The following is a 21,626-nucleotide window of genomic DNA, read 5'->3' on the forward strand; positions in this document are numbered from 1 at the left end:
ATCAAGCCTGCTGCCGAGTCGCCGCCAGCACGATCTCGCGGATGCACACGCCCTGCGGCTGGTTGTAGGCGTAGCCGATGGCGTTGGCCACGTCCTCGGCACTGAGCACCTTGCCGCCCATCTCGCGTTTCCAGTCCTGGTAGCCGCTCTTGATCGCCTCGTCGGTGGTGTGGCTGAGCAGCTCGGTTTCCACCGCGCCGGGAGCGATGGTTACCACGCGGACGTTATGCGCCGCGACTTCCTCGCGCAGGTTCTCGGAGATCGCGTGCACGGCGAACTTGGTGCCGACATAGGCGACGTGGTTGGGGAAGGTCTTGCGCCCGGCCACCGAGCTGACATTGATCACGCTGCCCTGGTTGCGCTCGACCATGCCCTTGAGCACGGCGTGCACGCCATTGAGCAGGCCCTTCACGTTGACGTCGAGCATGCGCTCCCACTCGGCCGGGTCCTGCTCGACCATATTGCCCAGCAGCATCACGCCGGCGTTGTTCACCAGCGCGTCAGCCGGGCCGAAACGCTTCTCGGCCTCCTCGACGGCGGCCAGCAGGGCTTCGCGGTCAGTCACATCGACGGCACGGCACAGCGCGTTTGGCAGCTTGAGTGCTTCCAGGCGCTCGATGCGCCGGGCGAGCAGCAGCAGCGGGTGACCTTGCTGGGAAAAGAGGCGGGCGGTGGCTTCGCCGATGCCGGAACTGGCGCCGGTGACGATGATCAGGGGCTTGCTCATGGTGGTTCTCCTGCAATCGAAAATCTGGATGCCTGGACAATGCAGTGAAGTATATTTAGCGCATTGCTGCCTGAAAAATGGCTTATTCCTGTGCCTGGTATCGGGATTTCCTATGGATATTCGACAGCTCGCCGCGTTCGTCGCGGTCTTCGAAGAGCGCAACATCACCGCCGCTGCGCAGCGCCTGTTCGTCAGCCAACCCACGCTGTCCGCCACCGTTCGCCAGTTGGAGGAGAGCCTGGGCACCGAGCTGTTCGTGCGCCAACCGCGCGGTGTGGATGTCAGCGAAGCGGCGCGCACACTGTACCCGCGAGCCCGTGCCCTGCTGGCCGAGGCGGAGGTTTTGCGCAAGCTGTTCCGCCAGTCGTCGGAGCGGCAGCCGCTGCACCTGGGGGTGGAAGGGGACATCAGCGCCGAGCAGATCGAGCGCTTCGTCGGCCTGGCCCGGCAAGCGATCCCCAACCTGCAACTGCACCTGGAAGAAGGCTGTGTGGGGGAGGCGCGGCTGGCGGCGGAGGAGTTCTGTTGCGAAGACGAACTGTTCGTTCCGGTGTGGGACGATCCGTACGTATTGGCGCTGCCGCCCGGCGCCGAGAGTGTGCCAGTCGAGGCGTGGATCACCTGTCCGTCGCACCCGTCGCACCAGCGTTTGATGACTGCCTACGGCAGCGCACCGGTGGTCGCGCAGGCCAGCACCCTGAATCTTGCCCTGCGGCTGGTCAGTGCCGGCCTGGGCGCGGCGATCCTTCCGGCCTCGTTGCTGGGCGGCGCCCCGGCCGTGCGCAGCGGAACCTTGAACCTGCCGCTACCCGTGCGCCGAATCGGCCTTTGCCACGCCGCCCAGGCGCTGGAGCAGCCGGCCGTGCGCGCGCTCTACGACTTCCTGCGCGCCCGCGAGGCGGCCTGATTCAGGCCGGCGCCTTCTGCGCGGCGGGTGCGCGCAAGGACAGCAGCAGGACCAGCGACGCCGCGAGAATCTGCAGGCTGGCATAGCCGTTGGTGGTGGCGACCAGGCCATAACGCTGGATCGCCAGCCCGGCGAGGATCGCCGGCACGCTGAACGCCAGGTAGCTGAGCACATAAAAGCTCGCCATCAGCGCACCGCGCTCGTGGGCGTGGGCCAGCGGCACCACCGAGCGCAATGCGCCGAGGAAGGCGCCGCCAAAGCCAAGGCCCGCCACCGCGGTACCGAGGAAGAACAGCCAGAGGTTGGAGGAGTCCACGCCGAGCAGGGTAATCAGCAGGCCGATGATCAGGGCCAGCCCGCCGCGGCGCAGGATGACCGCTGCCGGCCGGTTGCGCAGCGCGAAGATCGCCACGGCGCCGCAGAAGCACAGCAGCGAGACCAGCCCACCGCCGATCATCGGAACCGGCAGACCGGTCACCTGGCGCGCCAGGGTCGGGCCCAGCGACAGGTAGAAACCGCCCAGCGCCCAGAGGCTGGCGTTCAGCGGCGCCACGCTCCAGAACGCCCGGCGCGCCTGCGGGGGAATGCGGATGCGCGGCTTCAGCGAGGCCAGCGCGCCGGGCTGCCTGCTGACGCTTTCCGGCAGCCAGCGCAACAGCACCAGGGCCAGCGCGAATACCGCCAGCAACCAGACATAGACGCGGTGCAGCGGGTCGCCGCCGAACTGCACCAGTGCGCTGCTGCCCAGTGCGCCCAGCGCCATGCCGAGCATGGGCGCGACGCTGTTGATCAACGGGCCGCGCTCGCGGTCGATGTCGAGCATGGCGGCACCCAGTACAGCGGTCGCGATGCCGGTGGCGAAGCCTTGCAGCAGGCGCGCGGCGATCAGCAGTTCCACCGAGTTGGCGTAGAGGAACACGCTCATCGCCAGCAGTTCGATGATCAGTGCCGCGCGGATCAGCGGGCGACGGCCGAGGTGGTCCGACAGCGAACCGAACACCAGTAGCGCCAGCATCAGCCCGCCGGCGTAGATGCTGAAGGCCAGCGTCAGCAGGGCGGGGGAGAATTGCCAGGACTCGCGGTACAGCGCATAGAGCGGCGTGGGCGCGGCAGCGGCGGCGAGGAAGGCCATGAGGATCGCGGTCAGCAGCAGGGCCGGGAAAAAGCCGGGCGCGCTTTTGGGTAAGGTCTGTGCCATGATTCAGCTCGCAAAGGCTAAGATTTTGCTTTTGCGAGATGCTGGACCCGATTTCGGATAAAAGCAAATTCTTTGCGTTAAGGTGCTTATGGCAATTAATCAGGGTGTTCGTCCAGGCGGCCGCAGCGCGCGGGTGCAGGCATCGGTGCACAAGGCTGTCCAGGCGTTGCTGGAAGAGCGCGACCGCGCGGAACTGACCGTGCCGCTGATCGCCAGTCGAGCCGGCGTCACGCCCTCGACCATCTACCGGCGCTGGGGCGATCTCAGCGAGTTGCTGGGCGACGTTGCCCTGGAGCGTATTCGCCCGGATGCCGAGCCTGCCGATACCGGCAGCCTGCGTGGCGACCTGCTGGCCTGGGGCGAGCAGTACATGGAGGAAACCGCTTCGGTGCCCGGCCGCGCGGTAGTGCTCGACCTGCTGGCCGCTGGCGGCGGCTGCTCCGGGCGCTGCATGGCGATTGCCTGCGGCCAGTTCGACATCATCCTGCTGCGCGCCAAGGGGCGTGGCGAGAAGCTGCCGGACGTCGACCGCATCGTCGACCGGCTGATGGCGCCGCTGGTGTACCGCATCCTGTTTTCCGCCGAGGAGCTGGATACGGGCTATGTCGAGCGGTTGGTCGATCTGACGCTGGACGGGGTTTAGCGGATGGCTCACTCCTGCCATTGGCGCATCCGTAGGATGGCGTGGAGGCAGCGATACCCATCGATCCCGGCACCGGCAGCATGGGGATCACCTAGGCTCCACCCATCCTACGGTTCAGCTCCTACAGGTCAGTGTCGGCGTTTCGAATGGCGTTCGCCCACGCCTGCAGAGCTTCAGAGGCCGCGCGCGCAATCTCCTCATCGCTGCGGCCCGCAAACACCCGCTCCAGCGCATTCGCCGCGATCAACCCGGCAATGGTCGGCGTACCCACCGCGTCGGTGAGATCCAACCACTCGCCGAAGCTGGCCGGCTCGTCGTACCAGCGCAGGTAACCCGACGGTGACACCGGCCACCAGCGCTCGTCGAACTGCAGTACGACCTTCTCCAGTCGGCCCATGCCCAGGTGCTCCAGCGCGTCCTGCTGCGCCGCCGGCAGGGGCGGGGTGAAGCGGATATCACGCAACACGCCGATGGGCACGGTGCAGATACAGAAATCGGCGCTTTCACCGCCTGCCCGCACCGAGGCTTCGGACCAGTCGATGGCGGTCACCGGCTGGTTCAGGCGGATATCCAGCCCTTCGGCCAGATGCTCGACCAGTTGTGAGTACCCCTGCGGCAGGAAACGGTCGCCGGCACCGACGCCTTCTTCGTCCAGTGCATCGACCGACAGCGATTCCAGCGGCAGGCAGGCTTCCAGGATCAGGTTGGCATCCAGGGCGAAGCGGGTGGCGCGGCGGGTTGGCTCATCGCGCTCTTCGAGATAGCGCGCGACACCTTCCGCCAGCGGCAGGCTGCGGTCGATTCCGGCGCGCAGGGCTTCCCAGGCCGCGTCGATATCGGGCACCGGGCCATCCACCGCAGCGGCCAGAGGCTGGCCGAAATCGGTTTCCCGCAGCGGCAGGCCGAGCTGCCGGGCGTGAGCGGCCAGCGGGTTATCGTCGAAGTGCTGCAGCCAGGCGGCGCCTTCGTCCACTCGCACCGGACCGAGGGAAATGCTGTGGACGCGGCCACCGATGCGGCCACGGGCCTCCATAACGACGCACTCGATTCCCGCCTCCCTGAGACGGCGCGCGGCGGCGAGCCCGGCGAACCCTGCGCCGATCACCAGCACCCGGCGGGCGGCGCTTTCGATGGCGGCTTCGGCGGCGCGCAGGCCATCGTTCCAGGCGCCATGGGTCATGGCCGGGGCGACGGGATTGCAGGCCTCGCCGGCCAGCACCAGCTTGCCGCCCAGCACTTCGCCGAGCCGACGCCGATGCTCAGGCGTAGCGCCGGGCAACAGGGTGCTGTAGGCGCCGCGGCTGAACGGGTCAGTGCTCCAGTGGGTGACGTGGAAGGCAGTGGGGCGGTAGCGAAGGCTATCCATGGCGGGCTCGCTCGGTGAAGGAGCGACGACCTTAGCGGGGGTGGGTTCGCCGGCACAAGGGCACGGGTGGGCGCATTGTGTAGGAGCGAGCTGGCTCGCGAACGGAGTCAGCCGGCGTCTCCAGAGTTGGGCGGTTCGCGAGCAAGCTCGCTCCTGCAAAATCAAGAGCCCCCTCACCCCAGCTCTCTCCCGGTGGGAGAGGGCTGGGGTGAGGGGAATTCAGTGGCACAAATTGACCGAAGAAGACAGTCGCTCCTACAGGCCCGGCGCCAGGCTCAGGCGCGGCTCAGGCGAATCACCGTGCGGGCGACTGAAACCCCGGTGAACAGCACCACGAACAGCCGCAGCGTCTGCATCGCCAGGACCAGGCCGACGTCGGAATGGGTGTCCACTGCGATGATCGCCATGGCATCCAGGCCGCCGGGGCTGGTGGCGAGGTAGAGGGAGAGGAAGTCCATCCCGGTGATGGCTGCCAGCGCCCAGGCGAACAGCGCGCAGCTGGCGATCAGCGCCAGTGCGCTGACCAGCATGGCCGGCAGGTGACGGCCGACGTAGGCGAGGCTTTCGCGGTCGAAGCGCAGGCCGATGTAGCAGCCGATCACGCCGTAGGCGCTGGCCAGCAACCAGTGCGGCAGGGTGATGTGCAACACGCCGGTGAGCTGAAGAACCGCTCCGGCCACCAGCGGTACCAGCAGCGGACCGGCCGGCAGCTTCGCGCCGGCAGTGGTGCAGACGAAGATCAGCAACAGGCAATTGATCAGGTCGGGCAGGGTGGCGGTGTCGATAATCGGCGTGCTGTGCGCCACTGAACCGCCGCCCTCGATGCCGAGGAAGCGCCCCACCAGCGCACCGGCCATGACCACGCAGACCACCCGCACGTACTGCATGGTGGCGACCACGCGCGGGTCGGCGCCGTTGGCTTCGGCCATCGACACCATGGCCGCCGCGCCGCCCGGCGCGGTGCCCCAGGCGGCGGTGCTGCCGGGGATGCCGCCAAAGCGCACCATGGCATAGCTGACGGCAGCGGACAGCAGCACGGTGAGCACCGTGGCGCTGAGCATCAGCGGCCAGGAGGCGACCATCGCCTGCAGTACCGACCAACTCATGGCGTGGGCGACCAGCAGGCCGATGCAGCCCTGGCTGAGGCGGAAGGCGCTGCGCGGCAGGCGGATTTCCGCGCCGCTGACGCCGAAGGCGATGGCCACCAGCATGGGCCCGAGGAACAGCGCGGCGGGAATGCCGAGCCAGGTGAGCAGTTGCCCGGCGCCTGCGGCCCCGAGCGCCAGGGTCAACCATTGCAGGCTGACGGGGATACGGGCGACGAAGAGGGCGGGGCGACTGGACACGGACGGCTCCGGACGGGGAAGACGGAAGAATTATCGGTAGCCGGATCGATCAAGTCTATTTTCTAATAGTCATGAATCCATTCCTGAAATTTATCGGTTGGCCACCATGGACCTGCGTGATCTCGCCTACTTCGAAACCATCGCCGAGCTCGGCCACCTGGGGCGCGCCGCCGAGCGGCTGGGGCGCAGCCAGCCGGCGCTGACCAAGAGCATCCAGCGCCTGGAGGAGTCCCTCGGTGCGCGGTTGTTCCAGCGTGACGGCCGACGGATTCGCCTGACACCGGCCGGTGAACTGATGCTCCAGCGGGCCCGGCAATTGCGTCAGGACATCGAGGAAACCCGCCGCGAGGTGCGCGACTTCGCCAGTGGTGTCGTAGGTAACATCCGCCTGGGTTGCGCGGCGACCATGGCCGAGTACCTGCTGCCGCGCCTCACCGAGGACCTGCTGGCCCGTGCGCCGGAGGTCACCATGAGCCTGGTGCTGGGCCAGGACGACGTGCTGCGCGAAGCGTTGCGCAGCGGGCGGCTGGACATGGCGATCTGCTCGCGCATCGTCGACGACCCGCAACTGAGCAGCGAACCGCTGCTGCAGGACCAGGTAGTGGTGGTCGCCAGCCACGACCATCCGATCTTCGACGCACCCGTAGCCATGGCCGACCTGTGCCGCTATCGCTGGGTACTGCCGGCTACCGGGGTGTCGTCGCGACGCTGGATGGACGCCACCTTCCAGGCCTACCAACTGCCACTGCCGCAGGTGCAGATCGAGACCAACGCGATTCCCATGCTGCCCAACCTGATCGCCCGCACCCGCCTGCTCAGTTTCATCGCCCGCGAGGCGCTGGCGGGCGGGCACGGGATGGATCAGTTGCGCGAGGTGCAGTTGGCCGAGACCACGCTGACGCGGACCATCGGGCTGACGGTGCGGGAGGGCGCCTACCTGTCGCCCGCCGCACAGTTGCTGCGGGGGATGCTGCGCGAGCATGCAGGGCGGTTTGGGGCGGGGTTGTAGGAGACCACGCGCGCGAATCTCGAGCGGGCCGTCCAGTCACTCACCGCTCGAAGCTGCAGCCGACGTGTCCCACACCCTCGATTTCCAGCTCGAACGCATCTCCCGGCGCAACCGGCGACATCGGCGCCAGAGCCCCGCACAGCAAGACGTCGCCGGCCTTCAACGGTGCGTCCAGACGTGCCATGCGCCGCGCCAGCCAGAGGCCGATGTCAAGCATCGCCCCGAGGGTCGTCCGGGTCGGCGGAAAGGCCGGCGCGCCATTGCGCAGCAGTTGCACTGCCAGCGCGGCGTCGTCCAGTCTTCCCAGCGCCACCGGCTGGTCGCCGGTCAGGTAGAGGCCTGCGCAGAGGTTGTCGGCCACCGAGTCGAGCAGGCCGATCTGCCAGTTGGCCACGGCGGTGTCGTTGATCTCGATGGCCGGGACCGCACCTTCGATGCAGGCGCGAAAAGTGGCCAGATCGAGCTCTCCCGTCGGCAGGTCGCGGCCGATGAGCAGGGCGAGTTCTGCCTCGATTCGCGGTTGCAGCAGGCGTTTGCGGGCGATAAGCGCGCCGGATCGACAGCGCAGGCTGGCGAGCAAGCGGCCGTGAACCGGTTCGTCGACCTTGAGCGCCGCCTGCATTGCCGGCGAGATCAGCCCGGCCTTGGCGCCCGCCAGGCGCTCGCCGCCGGCCAGCGCGAGGTCGATGCCCTGCGCCTGCACGCGATAGGCGTCGTCCAGCCCGGTGAGGCCAAAGTGTGCCGCTGGCGTGGCGATGGGCGTTCGGCTGGCCCGCGCCTCGGCCAGGGCCTGGGCGGCGGCGTGGAACTTGTCCGTGTTCATCGTGGGGCTCCTCAGCGGCTCGGCACTTCGCCCACCACAGTGGTGCGGTACATCTCCCGGCGCATGCCGTGGTAGTCCGACACCGGGTAGTGCCAGGTGCTGCGGTTATCCCAGATCGCCAGGGTGCCGGCAGTCCAGCGCATGCGGCAGGTGAAGGCCGGCTGGGTGGCGATGCCGAACAGGTAGTCGAGCAGCGGTTGCGACTCTGCCGGGCGCATGCCCTTGATGCCGCTGGTGTAGGCCGGGTTGATGTAGAGGACTTTCTTGCCGGTTTCCGGGTGCCGGGTCACCAGCGGATGGGAGCGCACTTCGCCATCGTGGCTGCCATAGCGCACCGCCATGTTCTCCATCAGGTCGTTGTGCTTGGCCTCGGCGCCGTAGGCGCGCTCCGGGCTGTGGATGGCGTCGAGGGTTTCCAGCTGTGCGCGCAGCTTCGGCGACAGCCATTCGTAGGCCAGCGCCAGGTTGGCGTAGAGGGTGTCGCCGCCGAACGGCGGGATGTCGTGGCCGTAGAGCAGGGTGAAAGCCGGCGGACGCTCCTGGAACGACCAGTCGCTGTGCCAGGCGCCGCCGAACACCACCGGGGTCTTCTCGTTGGCTTCCTTCACCACCCGCACCACATGCGGGTGGTCCTCCATGCCGACCACATAGGGTTCGCGGCCGAATTCGCCGAAGCGCAGGGTCACGGCTTCGAGGTTTTCCACGCTCAGGTCCTGCCCGCGGATGAACAGCACCTTGTGCGCCAGCAGTGCCTGGCGCAGCTCGGCGAAGCCGTCGTCGCCCAGGGTGGTCAGGTCAAGGTCGCTGACGTCCGCACCGATGGCGCCGGTGGCCGGGACGATGCGGAAGTGCTTGTACTCGGCGGCGCGGTTCTGGCTGGGCAACGCGTAGAAGAACTCGAACATGGGGAAGCCTCTTGTGAGTGTTATTGGCACCTCAAGCATGGTCAGCGCCGTCACTTTCTTCCATGATCAAAGCCGCCAAAAATTGACTTTTCCCGCCATGCAGCGGCCAACGAGGAATTCGTGATGGATTGGCGCCAGACCCGCGAAATCACCGGAGTGCAGTACCTGCTCGACAGCGCCCGCGACGAAGGCATCGACGCCGACGATTGCCTGGTGGGCAGCGCCATCTCGCCCGCCGACCTGCAGGCGCGCGCCGGGCGCATCCAGGCGTGGCAGGAACTGGCGGTGATCCGCAACCTGTTGCAGCGTAGGAACAGGCCGGGCCTGGGTTTGGCCACCGGGCGGCGCTATCACCTGACGTCGCTGGGGCTGCTGGGTTTCACCATGCTCGCCAGCCGCACCCTGCAGGAAGCCTTCGAAACCTTCGGCCGTTACCAGAGCCTGGCCCTGACCCTTTGCCCCGTGAGCAGCGAGGTGGAGGCGCGCGGGGTGTGGCTGGTGTACGACGATCGCGTACTGCCCGAGGATGCCCGAGCTTTCGTGGTGGAGCGCGGCATTGCCGGTTGCTGGCAATTGTCCGGCGAATTGCTGCAGCGGCCGCTGCAGCCCCTGGCCATCGAATTGCGCTGCCCGGCGCCAGCCGATGCCAGCGTGTTCCGCGACATCTTCGGCATCGAGCCACTGTTCGAGGCGCCACGCAACGCCATGCTCTTTGCCCTGGAAGACCTGCAGGCGCCGCTGCCGCAAGCGCAGATCAGCGCGCGCGACAGCGGCGAGCAGCTCTGCGAGCGCCTTTGTGGAGAGTTGGCGCTGACCCTGGCCGCCACACCGACAGCTCGGCAGGTCCAGCAACTGCTGTTGCGTGATTCCGCCAGCCTGCTCGGCGCTGCCGCGGTGGCCGAGCGACTGGGTCTTTCCGAGCGCACGCTGCAACGGCGCCTGGCGCAGGAGGGGCAGAGCCTGCAGGGGCTGAATGACGGCATCAAACGGCGTCTGGCCGAGCGCCTGCTATGCGAATCGCGGATGGATCTGCATGGCATCGCGCAGTGCCTGGGCTACGCCGAGGCGGCGAGTTTCTCCCGCGCTTTCCAGCGCTGGACGGGGCAGTCGCCCGGTCGTTGGAAGCGACAGTCCGGAACCCTCCCGGCGCCCTGAAGTCGAACCGCCCGCGACGCCTCTGGAACGGGCGAAAGCCGCGAGATAGAGCCTTGCTGTGTGGCCGATTGCCATCGGTCGCGGGTTAATTTCGCGTGCGGCCCATCCGTTCCCCTGAAGAGGCGCGTCGCTTTTTTCGCGAGGCGACCGACAAGAAAAAGGAGAACCCATGTCCTCAGCAACCTGCCTGCGCGCGTGCCTCGGAAGGCGCGGCGCGATGACCTTCAGCGCACTGCATTGGCCGGCGTGAGCCGCCACTCAACCCTTGCACCGGCACCGCGCGAGCGGCGCGGCCGCGTGCCCCTGGCCGGGCATCCGGCCGTCATCCGAGCATTGAGGGAATCAATGAGCAAGACCTTCCGACTGGCCGCCGTGGCCGGCAGCCTGCTGGCTTCCGGACTACCCGCGCTGGCCTATGGCGCCGAACTCGAGGCGCAGATCCGCTGGACCCGTTACGGCATTCCGCACATCCAGGCTCGGGACGAACTGGGCCTGGGCTACGGCATCGGCTACGCCTATGCCCGCGACAACGCCTGCCTGCTGGCCGAGGAAGTCCTCACCGCGCGGGGCGAACGCTCGCGCTACTTCGGCGTGGACGGCAAGTCCTCCGCCGGCATCGGCAACCTGCCCTCGGACTTCTTCTACACCTGGCTCAACGACAACGAATCCCTGCGTCGCCTGCGCAGCGCCCAGCCGCAGCCGATCCGCGACCTGCTCGATGGCTACGCGGCCGGCTACAACCGCTGGCTGTGGGATACCCAGGCGGCCGGCACCCAGTGCGCGGGCAAGGCCTGGCTGCGCCCGCTGGAGAGCGACGACCTGCTGCGCCTGACCCGCCGGCTGCTGGTGCAATCCGGTGCCGGGCAGTTCGCCGAGGCGATGATGGCAGCGACGCCGCCGGGCCAGGCAACGTCCTCCATCGTCAGCGCCGGCGAGGTGCTGGCGGCGATGGAGCGTCGCGAGAACTTCCATCAGAACCACGGCAGCAACGCCGTCGCGGTGGGCAGCGAGCGTTCTGTGGACGGCAACGGCCTGCTGCTGGCCAACCCGCATTTCCCCTGGTTCGGCGCGCTGCGTTTCTACCAGATGCACCTGACCATTCCCGGCCAGCTCGATGTGATGGGCGCTTCGCTGCCGGGCATGCCGCTGGTGAACATCGGCTTCGGCAAGGACCTGGCCTGGAGCCATACGGTGGACACCTCCAGCCACTTCACCTTGTATCGACTGGATCTCGACCCGCAGGACCCGCACAGCTACCGCGTCGATGGCCAGTCGCGGCCGTTGAAGGAAGTCACCCTGCGCGTGCGGGTACGTGAGGCCGACGGCCGCGTGGGCACGCGCAGCCATACGCTGTACGAGTCCGAGTACGGCCCGCTGCTCAGCGTGCCCGGCAAATTCCCCTGGAACGCCAATGAAGCCTTCGCCGTGCGCGACGCCAACCTGGGCAACGACCGCGTGCTGCAGCAGTGGTACGCCATCGATCACGCGCGCAGCCTGGATGAGCTGCGCGACAGCGTGGAGCGGATACAGGGGATTCCGTGGGTCAACACCCTGGCCACTGACGCAGAAGGCAAGGTGCTCTACCTCAATCAATCGGTGGTGCCTTACCTGAGCCAGCAACAATTGGCCGACTGCGCGATCCCCGCGCTCCAGAAGCAGGGCCTACCGGTGCTGCAGGGCGGACGCCGTGCCTGCAACTGGTCGAGCGCACCGGGGGCGCGTCATGCCGGCCTCACGCCGCCGGAGCAGATGCCGGCGCTGGAACGCCAGGACTTCGTGCAGAACTCCAATGACAGCGCCTGGTTGAGCAACCCGGCGCAGCCGCTGACCGGCTTCTCGCCGCTGGTGAGCCGCGATTCGATCCCGGTCAGTGCCCGTGCTCGCTTCGCCCTGGAACGTCTGAAGGGCGACGGCAAGATCGGCCCGGATGACCTGCAGAAGTTGGTCACCGACAACCGCGTCTACGTGGCCGACATGCTCCTCGACGACCTGCTGCAACTGTGCAAGCCAGCCCCGGCGGGCGCGGAGGCGGCCTGCGCCGCGCTGGGCTCGTGGGACCGCCACGTCAACCTCGACAGCAATCCCGGCTTCGCCTACTTCCAGGCGTTTGTCGCGCGCTTCCTGAAGATCGAGGGTGGCTGGCGCCTGCCCTTCGATCCCAAGCTGCCGCTGGCCACGCCCTCGGGCATCGCCCTGGACAAGCCGGAGGTCCGCCAGCAGGCGCAGCAGGCCCTGGTGGCAGCCGGGCAGGAGATCGGCGCCCGCAAGATCCAGGCAGATGAGACCTGGGGCGAACTGCAACTGACCGGCGACCAGGCCAATCCCCTGGGCATCCCTGGCGGCACCGGCAACGAGGGCGTGTACAACGCCATCACTTCGCAGTGGCAGGGCGACCATTATCGCGTGCTCAGCGGCAGCAGCTATATCCAGCTGGTCGACTTCACCGCCGACGGGCCGAAGGCGCGCGGGCTGCTGGCGTTCTCGCAGTCCAGCGAACCCGGCTCGCCGCACCATCGCGACCAGACGGAGCTGTTCGCCCGGCAGCAATGGCCGGAGCTGCCGTTTACCGACGAGCAGATCAAGGCCGATCCGGAGCTGAAGGTGATGGAACTGCGCGAGAAGTAGGGAGATAGCAGCGAGAGCGGATACGAGGTCGGTGCGTGTGCCGGTTTCCCTCTCCCTGAAGGGAGAGGGAACTGTCCTCAGTGCAGGCAGCGTCATGAACTCTCCGATCTATCAGCTTGCGCCGAACGGCTCCCTCTCCCTTCGGATCGGGGCGCGCAGCCAGGGCGGGGGAGAGGGGCAAGCCTCAGCACAGAGGGCCGAGCAAGGCTGTCACCAGCCTGACACCGGGCGCCCCTAGTCTGGCGGCAAAGCCCCGACGCGTAGGCCGCTGCCATGCCCCTGACCCATGAATCCGTGATCCGCCGCATCCACCGCGAACTGCTCGACCACAGCGACGAAGAGCTGGAGCTGGAACTGCTGGAAGACGTGCGCAACCTCGATGAGCTGTTCGACGAGCACGCCGACGTCGACGAGGAGAAGCTCGCCCGCCGTCGCTACTTCAGCGAGCTGTTCCGCCTGCAGGGCGAGCTGGTGAAACTGCAGAGCTGGGTGGTGAAGACCGGCCACAAGGTGGTCATCCTTTTCGAGGGCCGCGACGCGGCCGGCAAGGGCGGCGTGATCAAGCGCATCACCCAGCGCCTCAATCCGCGCGTGTGCCGGGTCGCCGCGCTGCCCGCGCCCAACGACCGCGAGCAGACCCAGTGGTACTTCCAGCGCTACGTCTCGCACCTGCCGGCGGCGGGGGAGATCGTCTTGTTCGACCGCAGCTGGTACAACCGCGCTGGCGTCGAGCGGGTCATGGGGTTCTGCAACGACGAGCAGTACGAGGAGTTCTTCCGCAGCGTGCCGGAGTTCGAGCGCATGCTGGCGCGCTCGGGCATCCAGCTGATCAAGTACTGGTTCTCCATCTCCGACGACGAACAGCACCTGCGCTTCCTCAGCCGCATCCACGACCCGCTCAAGCAGTGGAAACTCAGCCCCATGGACCTGGAGTCGCGCCGGCGCTGGGAGGCCTACACCAAGGCCAAGGAAATCATGCTGGAGCGCACCCACATTGCCGAGGCGCCCTGGTGGGTGGTGCAGGCCGACGACAAGAAGCGCGCGCGGCTGAACTGCATCAGCCACCTGCTGAACCTGATTCCCTATGAGGACGTGGAGCATCCGTCGGTGATCCTGCCCGCGCGGCAGCGCAACGAGGATTACTCGCGCACGCCGACCCCACGGGAAATCGTGGTGCCAGAGGTTTACTGAGGCGTTGCATACCCCGTAGGAGCAACTGTCTTCTTCAGGTAAGTCCGTGCTAGTGCCTTCCCTCACCCCAGCCCTCTCCCAGAGGGAGAGGGCTGGGGTGAGGGCTGATCCGAGTACAGGACTGTCGGGTAGGAGCGGACTCTGTCCGCGATCGTTTTCCAGCGGCTCCGAGCCGGCCGGCGGCACATCGCGGACGGAGTCCGCTCCTACGTAAAGCCCACCTGCGGACAGCTCCGGCAGAGACATAACCTGTAACATTCCCCGCCGATCATGACTGGGACATCCCCCACGCGGACTCCCAGCATGACCACCGATACCCTGGCCGTTCCCATCGCCGAAGGACGGCCCCATCTGGAGCACAAACCCGGCCGCCTGACCGCCTTCGTCTTCTTCGCCGTGCTCGCCGTCGGCCTGCTGTTCTCGGCCTGGAGCCTGGTGCGTGACGTCGACGACGTCACCACTGCGGTCACCACCTGGACGCCGTTCCTGCTGCTCGGGGTCGCCCTGTTCATCGCCCTGGGATTCGAGTTCGTCAACGGTTTCCACGACACCGCCAACGCGGTGGCCACCGTCATCTATACGCACTCGCTGCCGCCGCACTTCGCGGTGGTCTGGTCGGGCTGCTTCAACTTCCTCGGCGTGCTGCTCTCCAGCGGCGCGGTGGCCTTCGGCATCATCGCCCTGCTGCCGGTGGAGCTGATCCTGCAGGTCGGTTCCTCGGCCGGTTTCGCCATGGTCTTCGCCCTGCTGATCGCCGCCATCCTGTGGAACCTCGGCACCTGGTGGCTGGGCTTGCCGGCGTCGTCCTCGCACACGCTGATCGGCTCGATCATCGGCGTGGGCATCGCCAATGCGCTGATGCACGGCCGCGACGGCACCAGCGGCGTCGACTGGGCGCAGGCGACCAAGGTCGGCTACTCGCTGCTGCTCTCGCCGCTGATCGGCTTCGTCTGCGCCGCGCTCCTGCTGCTGGCGCTGCGCCTGCTGGTGAAGAACCGCGCGCTGTACAAGGCGCCCAAGGGCAAGACGCCGCCGCCGTGGTGGATTCGTGGCCTGCTGATTCTCACCTGCACCGGCGTGTCCTTCGCCCACGGTTCCAACGACGGGCAGAAGGGCATGGGCCTGATCATGCTGATCCTGGTTGGCACCCTGCCGATGGCCTACGCGCTGAACCGCACCATGCCGGCGGACCAGACCGTGCAGTTCGTCGCCATCGCCGAAGTCACCCAGCAGGCGCTGGTCCGCGCCGCGCCGCAGCCGGCCCCGGCCGACCCGCGCGCGGTGCTGTCGGAATACGTGCGTACCAAGGAAGCCAGGCCGGAACTGATCCCGTCGCTGGCGGCGCTGACCGGCGCCATCGGCGCGGAAGTGAAGGGCTACGGCAGCCTTGCTCGCGTGCCGGCCGAAGCCGTGGGCAACGTGCGCAACGACATGTACCTGACCAGCGAGGCGATCCGCCTGATGGACAAGGACAAGGTCGGCAACTTCGACGCCGATACCACCAGCAAGCTGGCGGCGTTCAAGGGCAAGATCGACGAGTCGACCCGCTTCATCCCGCTGTGGGTGAAGGTTGCCGTGGCCATCGCCCTCGGCCTGGGCACCATGGTCGGCTGGAAGCGCATCGTGGTCACCGTCGGCGAGAAGATCGGCAAGACCCACCTGACGTACGCCCAGGGCGCCTCGGCGGAGCTGGTGGCGATGATGACCATCGGCGCAGCGGACATGTACGGGTTGCCGGTATCGACGACCCACGTGCTGTCTTCCGGCGTCGCCGGCACCATGGCCGCCAACGGCTCCGGCCTGCAGATGCGCACCATCCGCAACCTGCTGATGGCCTGGGTGCTGACCCTGCCGGCGGCCATCGTGCTCTCCGCTTCGCTGTACTGGCTGTTCACCCACCTGTTCTGAGGGCGGGTGACTCAATGGAGACGCCGCTCCAGGGAGCGGCGTCTCCATTCGCGCGAACTCATTCCGCACGTGTCCTGCCTGCGATCCGGCGAGGAAAATCCGATCTTCGGCCCGCTTGAAATATCGAACGCGTGGTGCGTATTTTGTACGGGCTCGCGCACCTCGCGCGGCGTCCTGTGACAAGGACAAGAAGAACAAGGATAAGAAGTCATGAGTAACGATCTAGGAATCCCGCTCGCCGAACGCCTGGCTGGAGTGGAAGAGATCGAGTGCGTCACCCCCGACCTCAACGGGGTGCCGCGTGGCAAGGTGATGACCGGCGAGGGCTTCCTCACCGGGCGCCGGTTGCAACTGGCGCGTGGCGTCCTGCTGCAATGCATCATGGGCGGCTACCCGCCGGCCAAGTACTACGGCAGCGACGACGGCGACCTCGCGCTGATCGCCGAGCCCACCCAGATCCACCGCCTGCCCTGGAGCGACGAACCCCGCGCCTTCGCCATCTGCGATGCGGTGGAACTCGACGGCAAGCCGTCCGGCCTGTCCACCCGCGGCCTGCTCAAGCAAGTCGTCGCGCGCTACGCCGAGCGCGGCTGGAGCCCGGTGGTGGCGACCGAGCTGGAGTTCTTCGTCTTCGCGCCCAACCCCGACGCCAACGAAGCCTTCCAGGCGCCGGTCGGCCTCGACGGTCGCCGCGAGATCGGCCACTCGGCCTTCAGCGTGTCCTCCAACAACGGCCTGCGGCCGTTCTTCCAGGACGTCTACCGCTGCATGGCAGCGGTGGGGCTGGAACGCGACACCTTCATGCACGAGATGGGCACCACCCAGTTCGAGATCAACTTCCTGCACGGCGACCCGGTGCTGCTGGCCGACCAGACCTTCCTCTTCAAGCACCTGCTCAAGGAAGTCGCGCTCAAGCACGGGCTGATCGTGGTGTGCATGGCCAAGCCGCTGGCGCACACGCCGGGCAGTTCGATGCACATCCACCAGAGCGTGGTCGATGGCGAGGGCCGCAACATCTTCACCGATGCCCATGGCGAGGCCACGCCGGCGTTCCGGCATTTCATCGGTGGCCAGCAGGCGTGCCTGGCGGACTTCACCCTGCTGTTCGCGCCGAACGTGAACTCCTTCCAGCGCCTGTGCCACCCCTACGCGTCGCCGAACAACGCCTGCTGGTCCCACGACAACCGCGCCGCCGGCCTGCGCATTCCGGCCAGCGCACCGGTCGCCCGGCGAGTGGAAAACCGCCTGGCCGGCGCCGACGCCAACCCCTACCTGGCCATCGCCGCGAGCCTGGCGGCCGGCCTGCACGGCATCGAGCAGGCGCTGGAGCCCACCGCGCCGATCCAGGGTGAGTTCGAGGTGCCGGACGAGCTGCTGCTGCCGTGCACGATGTACGACGCGATGCAGCGCCTCAAACGCAGCGAGCTGGCCCGCGAGGTATTCGGCAACGAGTTCATCGACGGCTACTGCGCGACCAAGTCCATGGAGCTGACCAGCTTCTTCGACGAGATCAGCCCCTGGGAGCGCCGCGTACTCGCAGCCCAGGCCTGAAGTCGAAAGCCTGATGTCAAGGTCGTGAGCCGCGTGCCCGCCGACACAGCTGCGGCGAAAGTCTGATGCAGCTGTGATCGGCGCCTATCTCCAGGCGATCTTCAAGCCATCCTCGCTCATCCCGCCGGTATCCTTCGAACTGGCCCGCATCACCGGGCGCGACACTTGCTATTCCGGGCCCGGCAGGGCTCTCGACGCGTCGATTGGCAGCCTCTAATGTGTCACGGCAAGTCCCGCTTTCCGCTGCCCGGACACTGTGCCGGGGTTGTTCTGGACCAGGAGGTCCAATGCTTCGGATCGTCACTGCCTTCCGCGCTCTGTACTTCGCCGCCGTCATGCTCCTGACCGGTTCCGGTCTGCTCAGTACCTATCTCGCCCTGCGCCTGGGCGCGGAGAAGGTCGATGGGTTATGGATCGGCGCCATGATGGCCGCCTACTACCTTGGCCTGGTGCTGGGCGGCAAGATCGGCCACCGGCTGATCGCCCGCGTCGGCCATATCCGCGCCTACGTCGCCTGTGGCGGCTTGGTGACTGCCGCCGTGCTGGGCATTGGTCTGCTGCCGTGGGTGGGCTTCTGGCTGGTGCTGCGGGTCGCCATCGGCCTGGGCATGATGTGCCAGTACATGGTCATCGAGAGCTGGCTCAACGAGCAGGCCGAGGCGCGCCAGCGCGGGCTGGTGTTCGCCGGCTACATGGTCGCGTCATACCTGGGCCTGGTACTTGGCCAACTGGTGCTGGTCGTGCATCCGGGCCTGGGCCCGGAGCTGCCGATGCTGATTGCGCTGTGCTTTGCGCTGTCGCTGATCCCGGTGGCGATCACCCACAAGGTCCACCCCGCGCCGCTGCGCCCGGCGCCACTGGAGCCACGCTTCTTCATCCAGCGGGTGCCGCAGTCGCTGACCACGGTGCTGGTGTCGGGGCTGGTGATCGGTTCGTTCTACGGCCTGGCGCCGCTCTACGCGGTGCGCCAGGGCTTGAGCACCGAGGAAATCGGCCTGTTCATGGGCGGCTGCATCTTCGCCGGGCTGGTGGTGCAGTGGCCGCTGGGCTGGCTGTCGGATCGCTATGACCGCGCGGCGCTCATCCGCAATGCCGCGATACTGCTGCTGGTGGTCGCCCTGCCGCTGGCCCTGCTGCCGGTGCTGCCGTTGCCGCCGATGACGCTGGCCTGGCTGTTGCCGCTGGGCTTCGTGGTCTGCCTGGTGCAGTTCACCCTCTACCCGCTGGCGGTGGCGTTCTCCAATGACCACGTCGAAGGCGAGCGGCGCGTTTCGCTGACCGCCATGCTGCTGGTGACCTTCGGTGTCGGTGCCTGTATCGGCCCGCTGGCGGCCGGTGCGCTGATGAAGGTCTTCGGTGCGAACATGCTCTATGCGTTCGTCTGCGCCTGTTCGCTGATCCTGATCTGGCGCGTGCGCCCGGAGAGGGTCAGCGGCGTACACCGGGTCGACGAGGCGCCGGTCAAGCACGTCGCCACGCCGGACAGCCTGGCATCCTCGCCATTGTCCGCCGCGCTCGACCCGCGGGTCGACGAGGCCGCCGTGGAAGAGCAGATGAAGGGCAACGACAACAGCGCGCCGGTACCCGAGAAGGGCACGGAAGCAGAGGAAGAAAGCCGGCCCGCGTGAGGCCGAGAGGGAAGGGCGGCAGGTGCTTGCCGCCCCGCAGGGACTAGAACAGTTCGTCCTTCTCGAAGCGTCGGGCTTCGCGCTGCAGCTGATAGACGAAGCGCTCGATGTTGCGCTGGGCCAGGCCGCTCATCTGGTGGAAGCGTACGCCAGCGAAGCTGTAGCCGACCTTTTCCTCGAAATGCACATGGCGCAGTTCGACTTCCATGGTCAGGGCGCCAAAGGGCAGGCGCGCGGTGAATTCCTCGTAGATCTGGCCGGGCTGCAGGCGCTCGGCGGCGTTGCCTTCCAGGCGGATCTTGCAGCCGGTGGCGGAGATATCGATCAGGTTGCCCTTGAGCGGGGCCTTGAGCTTGCTGCCGGCAATTTCCACGGCCACCGGCTGGCCCTGGCCCACGGGGGCGCGGAAGGCGTTGCGGCGCTGGTGATAGAGCATCTCGGTCGGTACCGGCAGCCAGTAGCAGCGGGCACCGTCGATCTCGGAGAAGTAGGCGTTCTGGGTGTTCTCCCAGGCAATGCGCACGCCTTCATGGAAGGCTTCGATACGGAACTGCTCGCCGTTCTGCAGGAAGCGCTCGCCATCGTTGGGGATCAGTTCGTCCAGGGCGACGATGTTGCGTTCGCGGTTGACCTCAACGACAAAGCTCTGGAAGCGCTGGCCGCGCCCTTCGAAGGTGATGACCAGGGGATCGTGACTGTCCATCAGTAATTTCAGGCTGGCGTGGATCTCCACCGGAGCTTTCAGGACCTTCGGTGGTTGAGGGCCATTTTCCTCGACGAACGGATTGGACACGGTCCGCGAATCTCCATTGTGTTTGTTATGAGTAAGGCACGGGGCAGGATCGATAGTGGCATTTTGCCCAAAGGCTGGCTGCCAAGCCAGCTTTCCGACGAACGCTCAGGCCTGGCTCAGCGGACGCTGGCGGTTGCCCTGGGTCGAACCGCCGTAGCGGTCATAGAGGCGTGGGGTGTCCTGGCCGCGCAGGATGTCGAGCGTGCGCTCGGTGCTGGCCTGGCCGGAGCGGATGATTCGGCCGTTGCGCTGGTTGGCTTCCTGGCAGCGTTCCAGCAGCGCACCCAGTTCTTCCGCGCGTGCGGAGAGCAGGGGATTGCCGGTGGCCTGGGCGATCTGCGCGAGCCCTTCGCGATCCACGCTGACGCCGGCCTGCAGCAGTGCCTGGGCGCGGATGCGGCCATTCTGCTCAAGCTGCTGCAGAAGCGGCAGCTTGCCGTCGAGCAGCTTCTGCAGCTGATCGAGATCCCGCGCTTGCAGCGCCTGGTACTCGTCGTCGATCAGTTGCAGCAGGGTGCTGGCTGCTTCGATGTCGCCGTTGATCAGGGAAAGCAGGGCGTCGGACATCTTGGGCTCGGCGTACTAGCGGTTGACCAGGCGCTGAGTGAACTCAGCGCTGGGATTCGAAATCGAGCAGCTTGCTGGCGACTTTCTGGCTGTCGACCTGGTAGCTGCCGTCAGCGATGGCCGCTTTGATGCGAGCCACTTTCTCGTTGTCGACCACGGGCTGGTCCTTCAGTTGATCGCTTACTTTCTGTAGTTGCTGCGCGGTATCGCTCAGCTGTACCGACTCGCCGCTCTTGACCGGGGCGTTGACGGAGGCATTCTCTGCGGCGGCTTCGCTGCGACCGCTCTGGGCAGCACTGCTACGGCCAGTGCTGGCTGTCGTAGAGGCTGGGTTCAGCCGGTTGAAGTCGATGACCATGGTGGAAACCTCTGGAGGTATTGGACGCTTGCCAAGCTTTTCGGCCGTCCTGAGAGAAACTTTAGGCCGAATTTTCGTGCGCCCGAGCACATTTTGCAGAGGGCTGCGTTCATCATGCCAGAAAATCGCCGGGGCCGAGCGCTACAGGCTGACTTCCACGGTCCCCGGCTCGACCACGCGAGCCCTGACGATACGCTGGGAGCGCAGGTTGCGCACGCGGATCTGCTCGCCGGGCACCCCGTCCGAGAGCGCTTCGCCGGGCATGAATACGTTGATCGCATTGGTCTTGGCGCGAATCACCACCTGGTCGCCCTTGCGCACGGCCGCTGCCTGTTCGAGGAACACCGGCGCCAGTACCTGGTCGTTGACCGTCGGGCGCTTGAGCTTCATGCCGACCACCTGCTGCGGATCGGTCAGGTAGCCCTGGTTCAGTTGCCCGACGTCGCGCTCGACGACGCTGATATCGCCAGGCTCGATGACCCGGTTGCGCTGCAGGGGCAGGGTGGTGACGACAACTTGACGGTACAGCCTGACCGTCGCCGGAACGAATACCGTCCAGGGAGAGCTGCCTTCGCAGATGACCCGCACGGTGACCCGACCAACGGGCTGTGCCGGGCTTTCCAGCTTCTGCGTCAGGTCCTTGTCGCACTGCGCCAGGCGCAGCCGGGGGTCGATGCGGGCGACTTCGATCTCGTAGCGTGCGTCTATGCCGGAAGTCTGCAGATAATCTTCCACCTTGAACTCAAGAAAGCCCTGGGTGGAGCCGATAAGGATCTCAGGCGCGGTGAAGCCTTCCGCCCCAGCCGGGGAGAGGGTCAGCGCACCCGCCATGCCGAGTAGCGCAGCCACCAGGGCGCGCGCGGGTCTCGGATGTCGGAAAAATGTCGTTGCCTGTTTCATGCAACGGTTTAAGCAATGGTCATGCC

The 21,626-nt window shown here is 66.9% G+C and carries 19 protein-coding genes; 9 read left to right on the forward strand and 10 right to left on the reverse strand.

The genetic code is table 11. From position 1 onward, the window contains the following. Position 1 precedes the first annotated feature (1 nt). Positions 2 to 727, reverse strand: coding sequence for an SDR family oxidoreductase (locus LDJ84_RS09515; protein ID WP_024764350.1), 726 nt, complete (start codon positions 725 to 727; stop codon positions 2 to 4). Positions 728 to 839: 112 nt separating this feature from the next. On the opposite strand from LDJ84_RS09515, the gene LDJ84_RS09520 reads away from it, so the two are divergent. Beyond that, positions 840 to 1,634 carry a LysR family transcriptional regulator gene (locus tag LDJ84_RS09520; RefSeq protein WP_024764349.1) on the forward strand — a complete coding sequence of 265 codons (795 nt, stop codon included), beginning with the start codon at positions 840 to 842 and terminating at the stop codon, positions 1,632 to 1,634. 1 nt (position 1,635) lies between these two features. Here LDJ84_RS09520 and LDJ84_RS09525 read toward each other — a convergent pair whose 3' ends face one another. After that, entirely contained in the window at positions 1,636 to 2,832 is a 1,197-nt protein-coding gene (locus LDJ84_RS09525) for an MFS transporter (protein ID WP_024764348.1), read from the reverse strand. 88 nt (positions 2,833 to 2,920) lie between these two features. Between LDJ84_RS09525 and LDJ84_RS09530 the strand changes: the two genes are divergently transcribed. Next, positions 2,921 to 3,475 (forward strand): TetR/AcrR family transcriptional regulator, encoded by a 555-nt coding sequence (locus LDJ84_RS09530; protein WP_226046257.1) that lies wholly within the window; start codon positions 2,921 to 2,923, stop codon positions 3,473 to 3,475. A gap of 121 nt (positions 3,476 to 3,596) precedes the next feature. Here the strand turns inward: LDJ84_RS09530 and LDJ84_RS09535 are convergent, their stop codons facing one another. Together LDJ84_RS09535 and LDJ84_RS09540 are read right to left on the reverse strand one after the other, a co-directional pair. Further along, the gene (locus LDJ84_RS09535; protein ID WP_226046258.1) at positions 3,597 to 4,841 is read right to left on the reverse strand and encodes a flavin monoamine oxidase family protein; all 1,245 of its coding nucleotides are present in this window, start codon (positions 4,839 to 4,841) and stop codon (positions 3,597 to 3,599) included. 275 nt (positions 4,842 to 5,116) lie between these two features. After that, entirely contained in the window at positions 5,117 to 6,187 is a 1,071-nt protein-coding gene (locus tag LDJ84_RS09540; protein ID WP_024764345.1) for an AbrB family transcriptional regulator, read from the reverse strand. 106 nt (positions 6,188 to 6,293) lie between these two features. Here LDJ84_RS09540 and LDJ84_RS09545 point away from each other — a divergent pair, with 106 nt between their 5' ends. Then, positions 6,294 to 7,196, forward strand: a complete 903-nt coding sequence (locus LDJ84_RS09545) for a LysR family transcriptional regulator (protein ID WP_037012587.1) — start codon at positions 6,294 to 6,296, stop codon at positions 7,194 to 7,196. Positions 7,197 to 7,236: 40 nt separating this feature from the next. Here LDJ84_RS09545 and LDJ84_RS09550 read toward each other — a convergent pair whose 3' ends face one another. Then, positions 7,237 to 8,019 (reverse strand): 2-keto-4-pentenoate hydratase, encoded by a 783-nt coding sequence (locus tag LDJ84_RS09550; RefSeq protein ID WP_024764343.1) that lies wholly within the window; start codon positions 8,017 to 8,019, stop codon positions 7,237 to 7,239. An 11-nt stretch (positions 8,020 to 8,030) separates the two neighbouring features. Next, positions 8,031 to 8,924, reverse strand: coding sequence for a TauD/TfdA dioxygenase family protein (locus LDJ84_RS09555; RefSeq protein WP_024764342.1), 894 nt, complete (start codon positions 8,922 to 8,924; stop codon positions 8,031 to 8,033). A 123-nt stretch (positions 8,925 to 9,047) separates the two neighbouring features. Here LDJ84_RS09555 and LDJ84_RS09560 point away from each other — a divergent pair, with 123 nt between their 5' ends. The 6 genes from LDJ84_RS09560 to LDJ84_RS09585 all read left to right on the forward strand — a co-directional run bounded on the left by LDJ84_RS09560 (position 9,048) and on the right by LDJ84_RS09585 (position 18,982). Continuing rightward, positions 9,048 to 10,079: an AraC family transcriptional regulator gene (locus LDJ84_RS09560; RefSeq protein ID WP_038803413.1), complete on the forward strand. Its 1,032-nt coding sequence runs from the start codon at positions 9,048 to 9,050 to the stop codon at positions 10,077 to 10,079. 345 nt (positions 10,080 to 10,424) lie between these two features. Beyond that, positions 10,425 to 12,704 carry an acylase gene (locus tag LDJ84_RS09565; RefSeq protein WP_024764341.1) on the forward strand — a complete coding sequence of 760 codons (2,280 nt, stop codon included), beginning with the start codon at positions 10,425 to 10,427 and terminating at the stop codon, positions 12,702 to 12,704. Positions 12,705 to 12,977: 273 nt separating this feature from the next. Beyond that, complete coding sequence (gene ppk2 / locus LDJ84_RS09570; protein ID WP_024764340.1) at positions 12,978 to 13,895, forward strand: polyphosphate kinase 2; 918 nt, start codon at positions 12,978 to 12,980, stop codon at positions 13,893 to 13,895. 303 nt (positions 13,896 to 14,198) lie between these two features. Further along, positions 14,199 to 15,803 (forward strand): inorganic phosphate transporter, encoded by a 1,605-nt coding sequence (locus tag LDJ84_RS09575; RefSeq protein ID WP_226046259.1) that lies wholly within the window; start codon positions 14,199 to 14,201, stop codon positions 15,801 to 15,803. A 312-nt stretch (positions 15,804 to 16,115) separates the two neighbouring features. Next, positions 16,116 to 17,354 carry a glutamine synthetase family protein gene (locus LDJ84_RS09580; protein WP_162484004.1) on the forward strand — a complete coding sequence of 413 codons (1,239 nt, stop codon included), beginning with the start codon at positions 16,116 to 16,118 and terminating at the stop codon, positions 17,352 to 17,354. Between the two features lie 287 nt (positions 17,355 to 17,641). Beyond that, positions 17,642 to 18,982: an MFS transporter gene (locus tag LDJ84_RS09585; RefSeq protein ID WP_024764338.1), complete on the forward strand. Its 1,341-nt coding sequence runs from the start codon at positions 17,642 to 17,644 to the stop codon at positions 18,980 to 18,982. A 43-nt stretch (positions 18,983 to 19,025) separates the two neighbouring features. Here the strand turns inward: LDJ84_RS09585 and LDJ84_RS09590 are convergent, their stop codons facing one another. The 4 genes from LDJ84_RS09590 to flgA form a co-directional block, all read right to left on the reverse strand. Then, entirely contained in the window at positions 19,026 to 19,775 is a 750-nt protein-coding gene (locus LDJ84_RS09590; RefSeq protein WP_038803415.1) for a flagellar brake protein, read from the reverse strand. A gap of 105 nt (positions 19,776 to 19,880) precedes the next feature. Further along, positions 19,881 to 20,342 carry a flagella synthesis protein FlgN gene (locus LDJ84_RS09595; RefSeq protein WP_024764337.1) on the reverse strand — a complete coding sequence of 154 codons (462 nt, stop codon included), beginning with the start codon at positions 20,340 to 20,342 and terminating at the stop codon, positions 19,881 to 19,883. Between the two features lie 43 nt (positions 20,343 to 20,385). Further along, positions 20,386 to 20,700, reverse strand: a complete 315-nt coding sequence (gene flgM / locus LDJ84_RS09600; RefSeq protein WP_024764336.1) for a flagellar biosynthesis anti-sigma factor FlgM — start codon at positions 20,698 to 20,700, stop codon at positions 20,386 to 20,388. A gap of 141 nt (positions 20,701 to 20,841) precedes the next feature. After that, positions 20,842 to 21,600: a flagellar basal body P-ring formation chaperone FlgA gene (gene flgA, locus LDJ84_RS09605; protein WP_052239092.1), complete on the reverse strand. Its 759-nt coding sequence runs from the start codon at positions 21,598 to 21,600 to the stop codon at positions 20,842 to 20,844. Positions 21,601 to 21,626 lie beyond the last annotated feature (26 nt).

It is taken from the genome of Pseudomonas sp. HS-18 (assembly GCF_020401845.1).
In the GTDB taxonomy this organism is placed as follows: domain Bacteria; phylum Pseudomonadota; class Gammaproteobacteria; order Pseudomonadales; family Pseudomonadaceae; genus Pseudomonas; species Pseudomonas nitroreducens.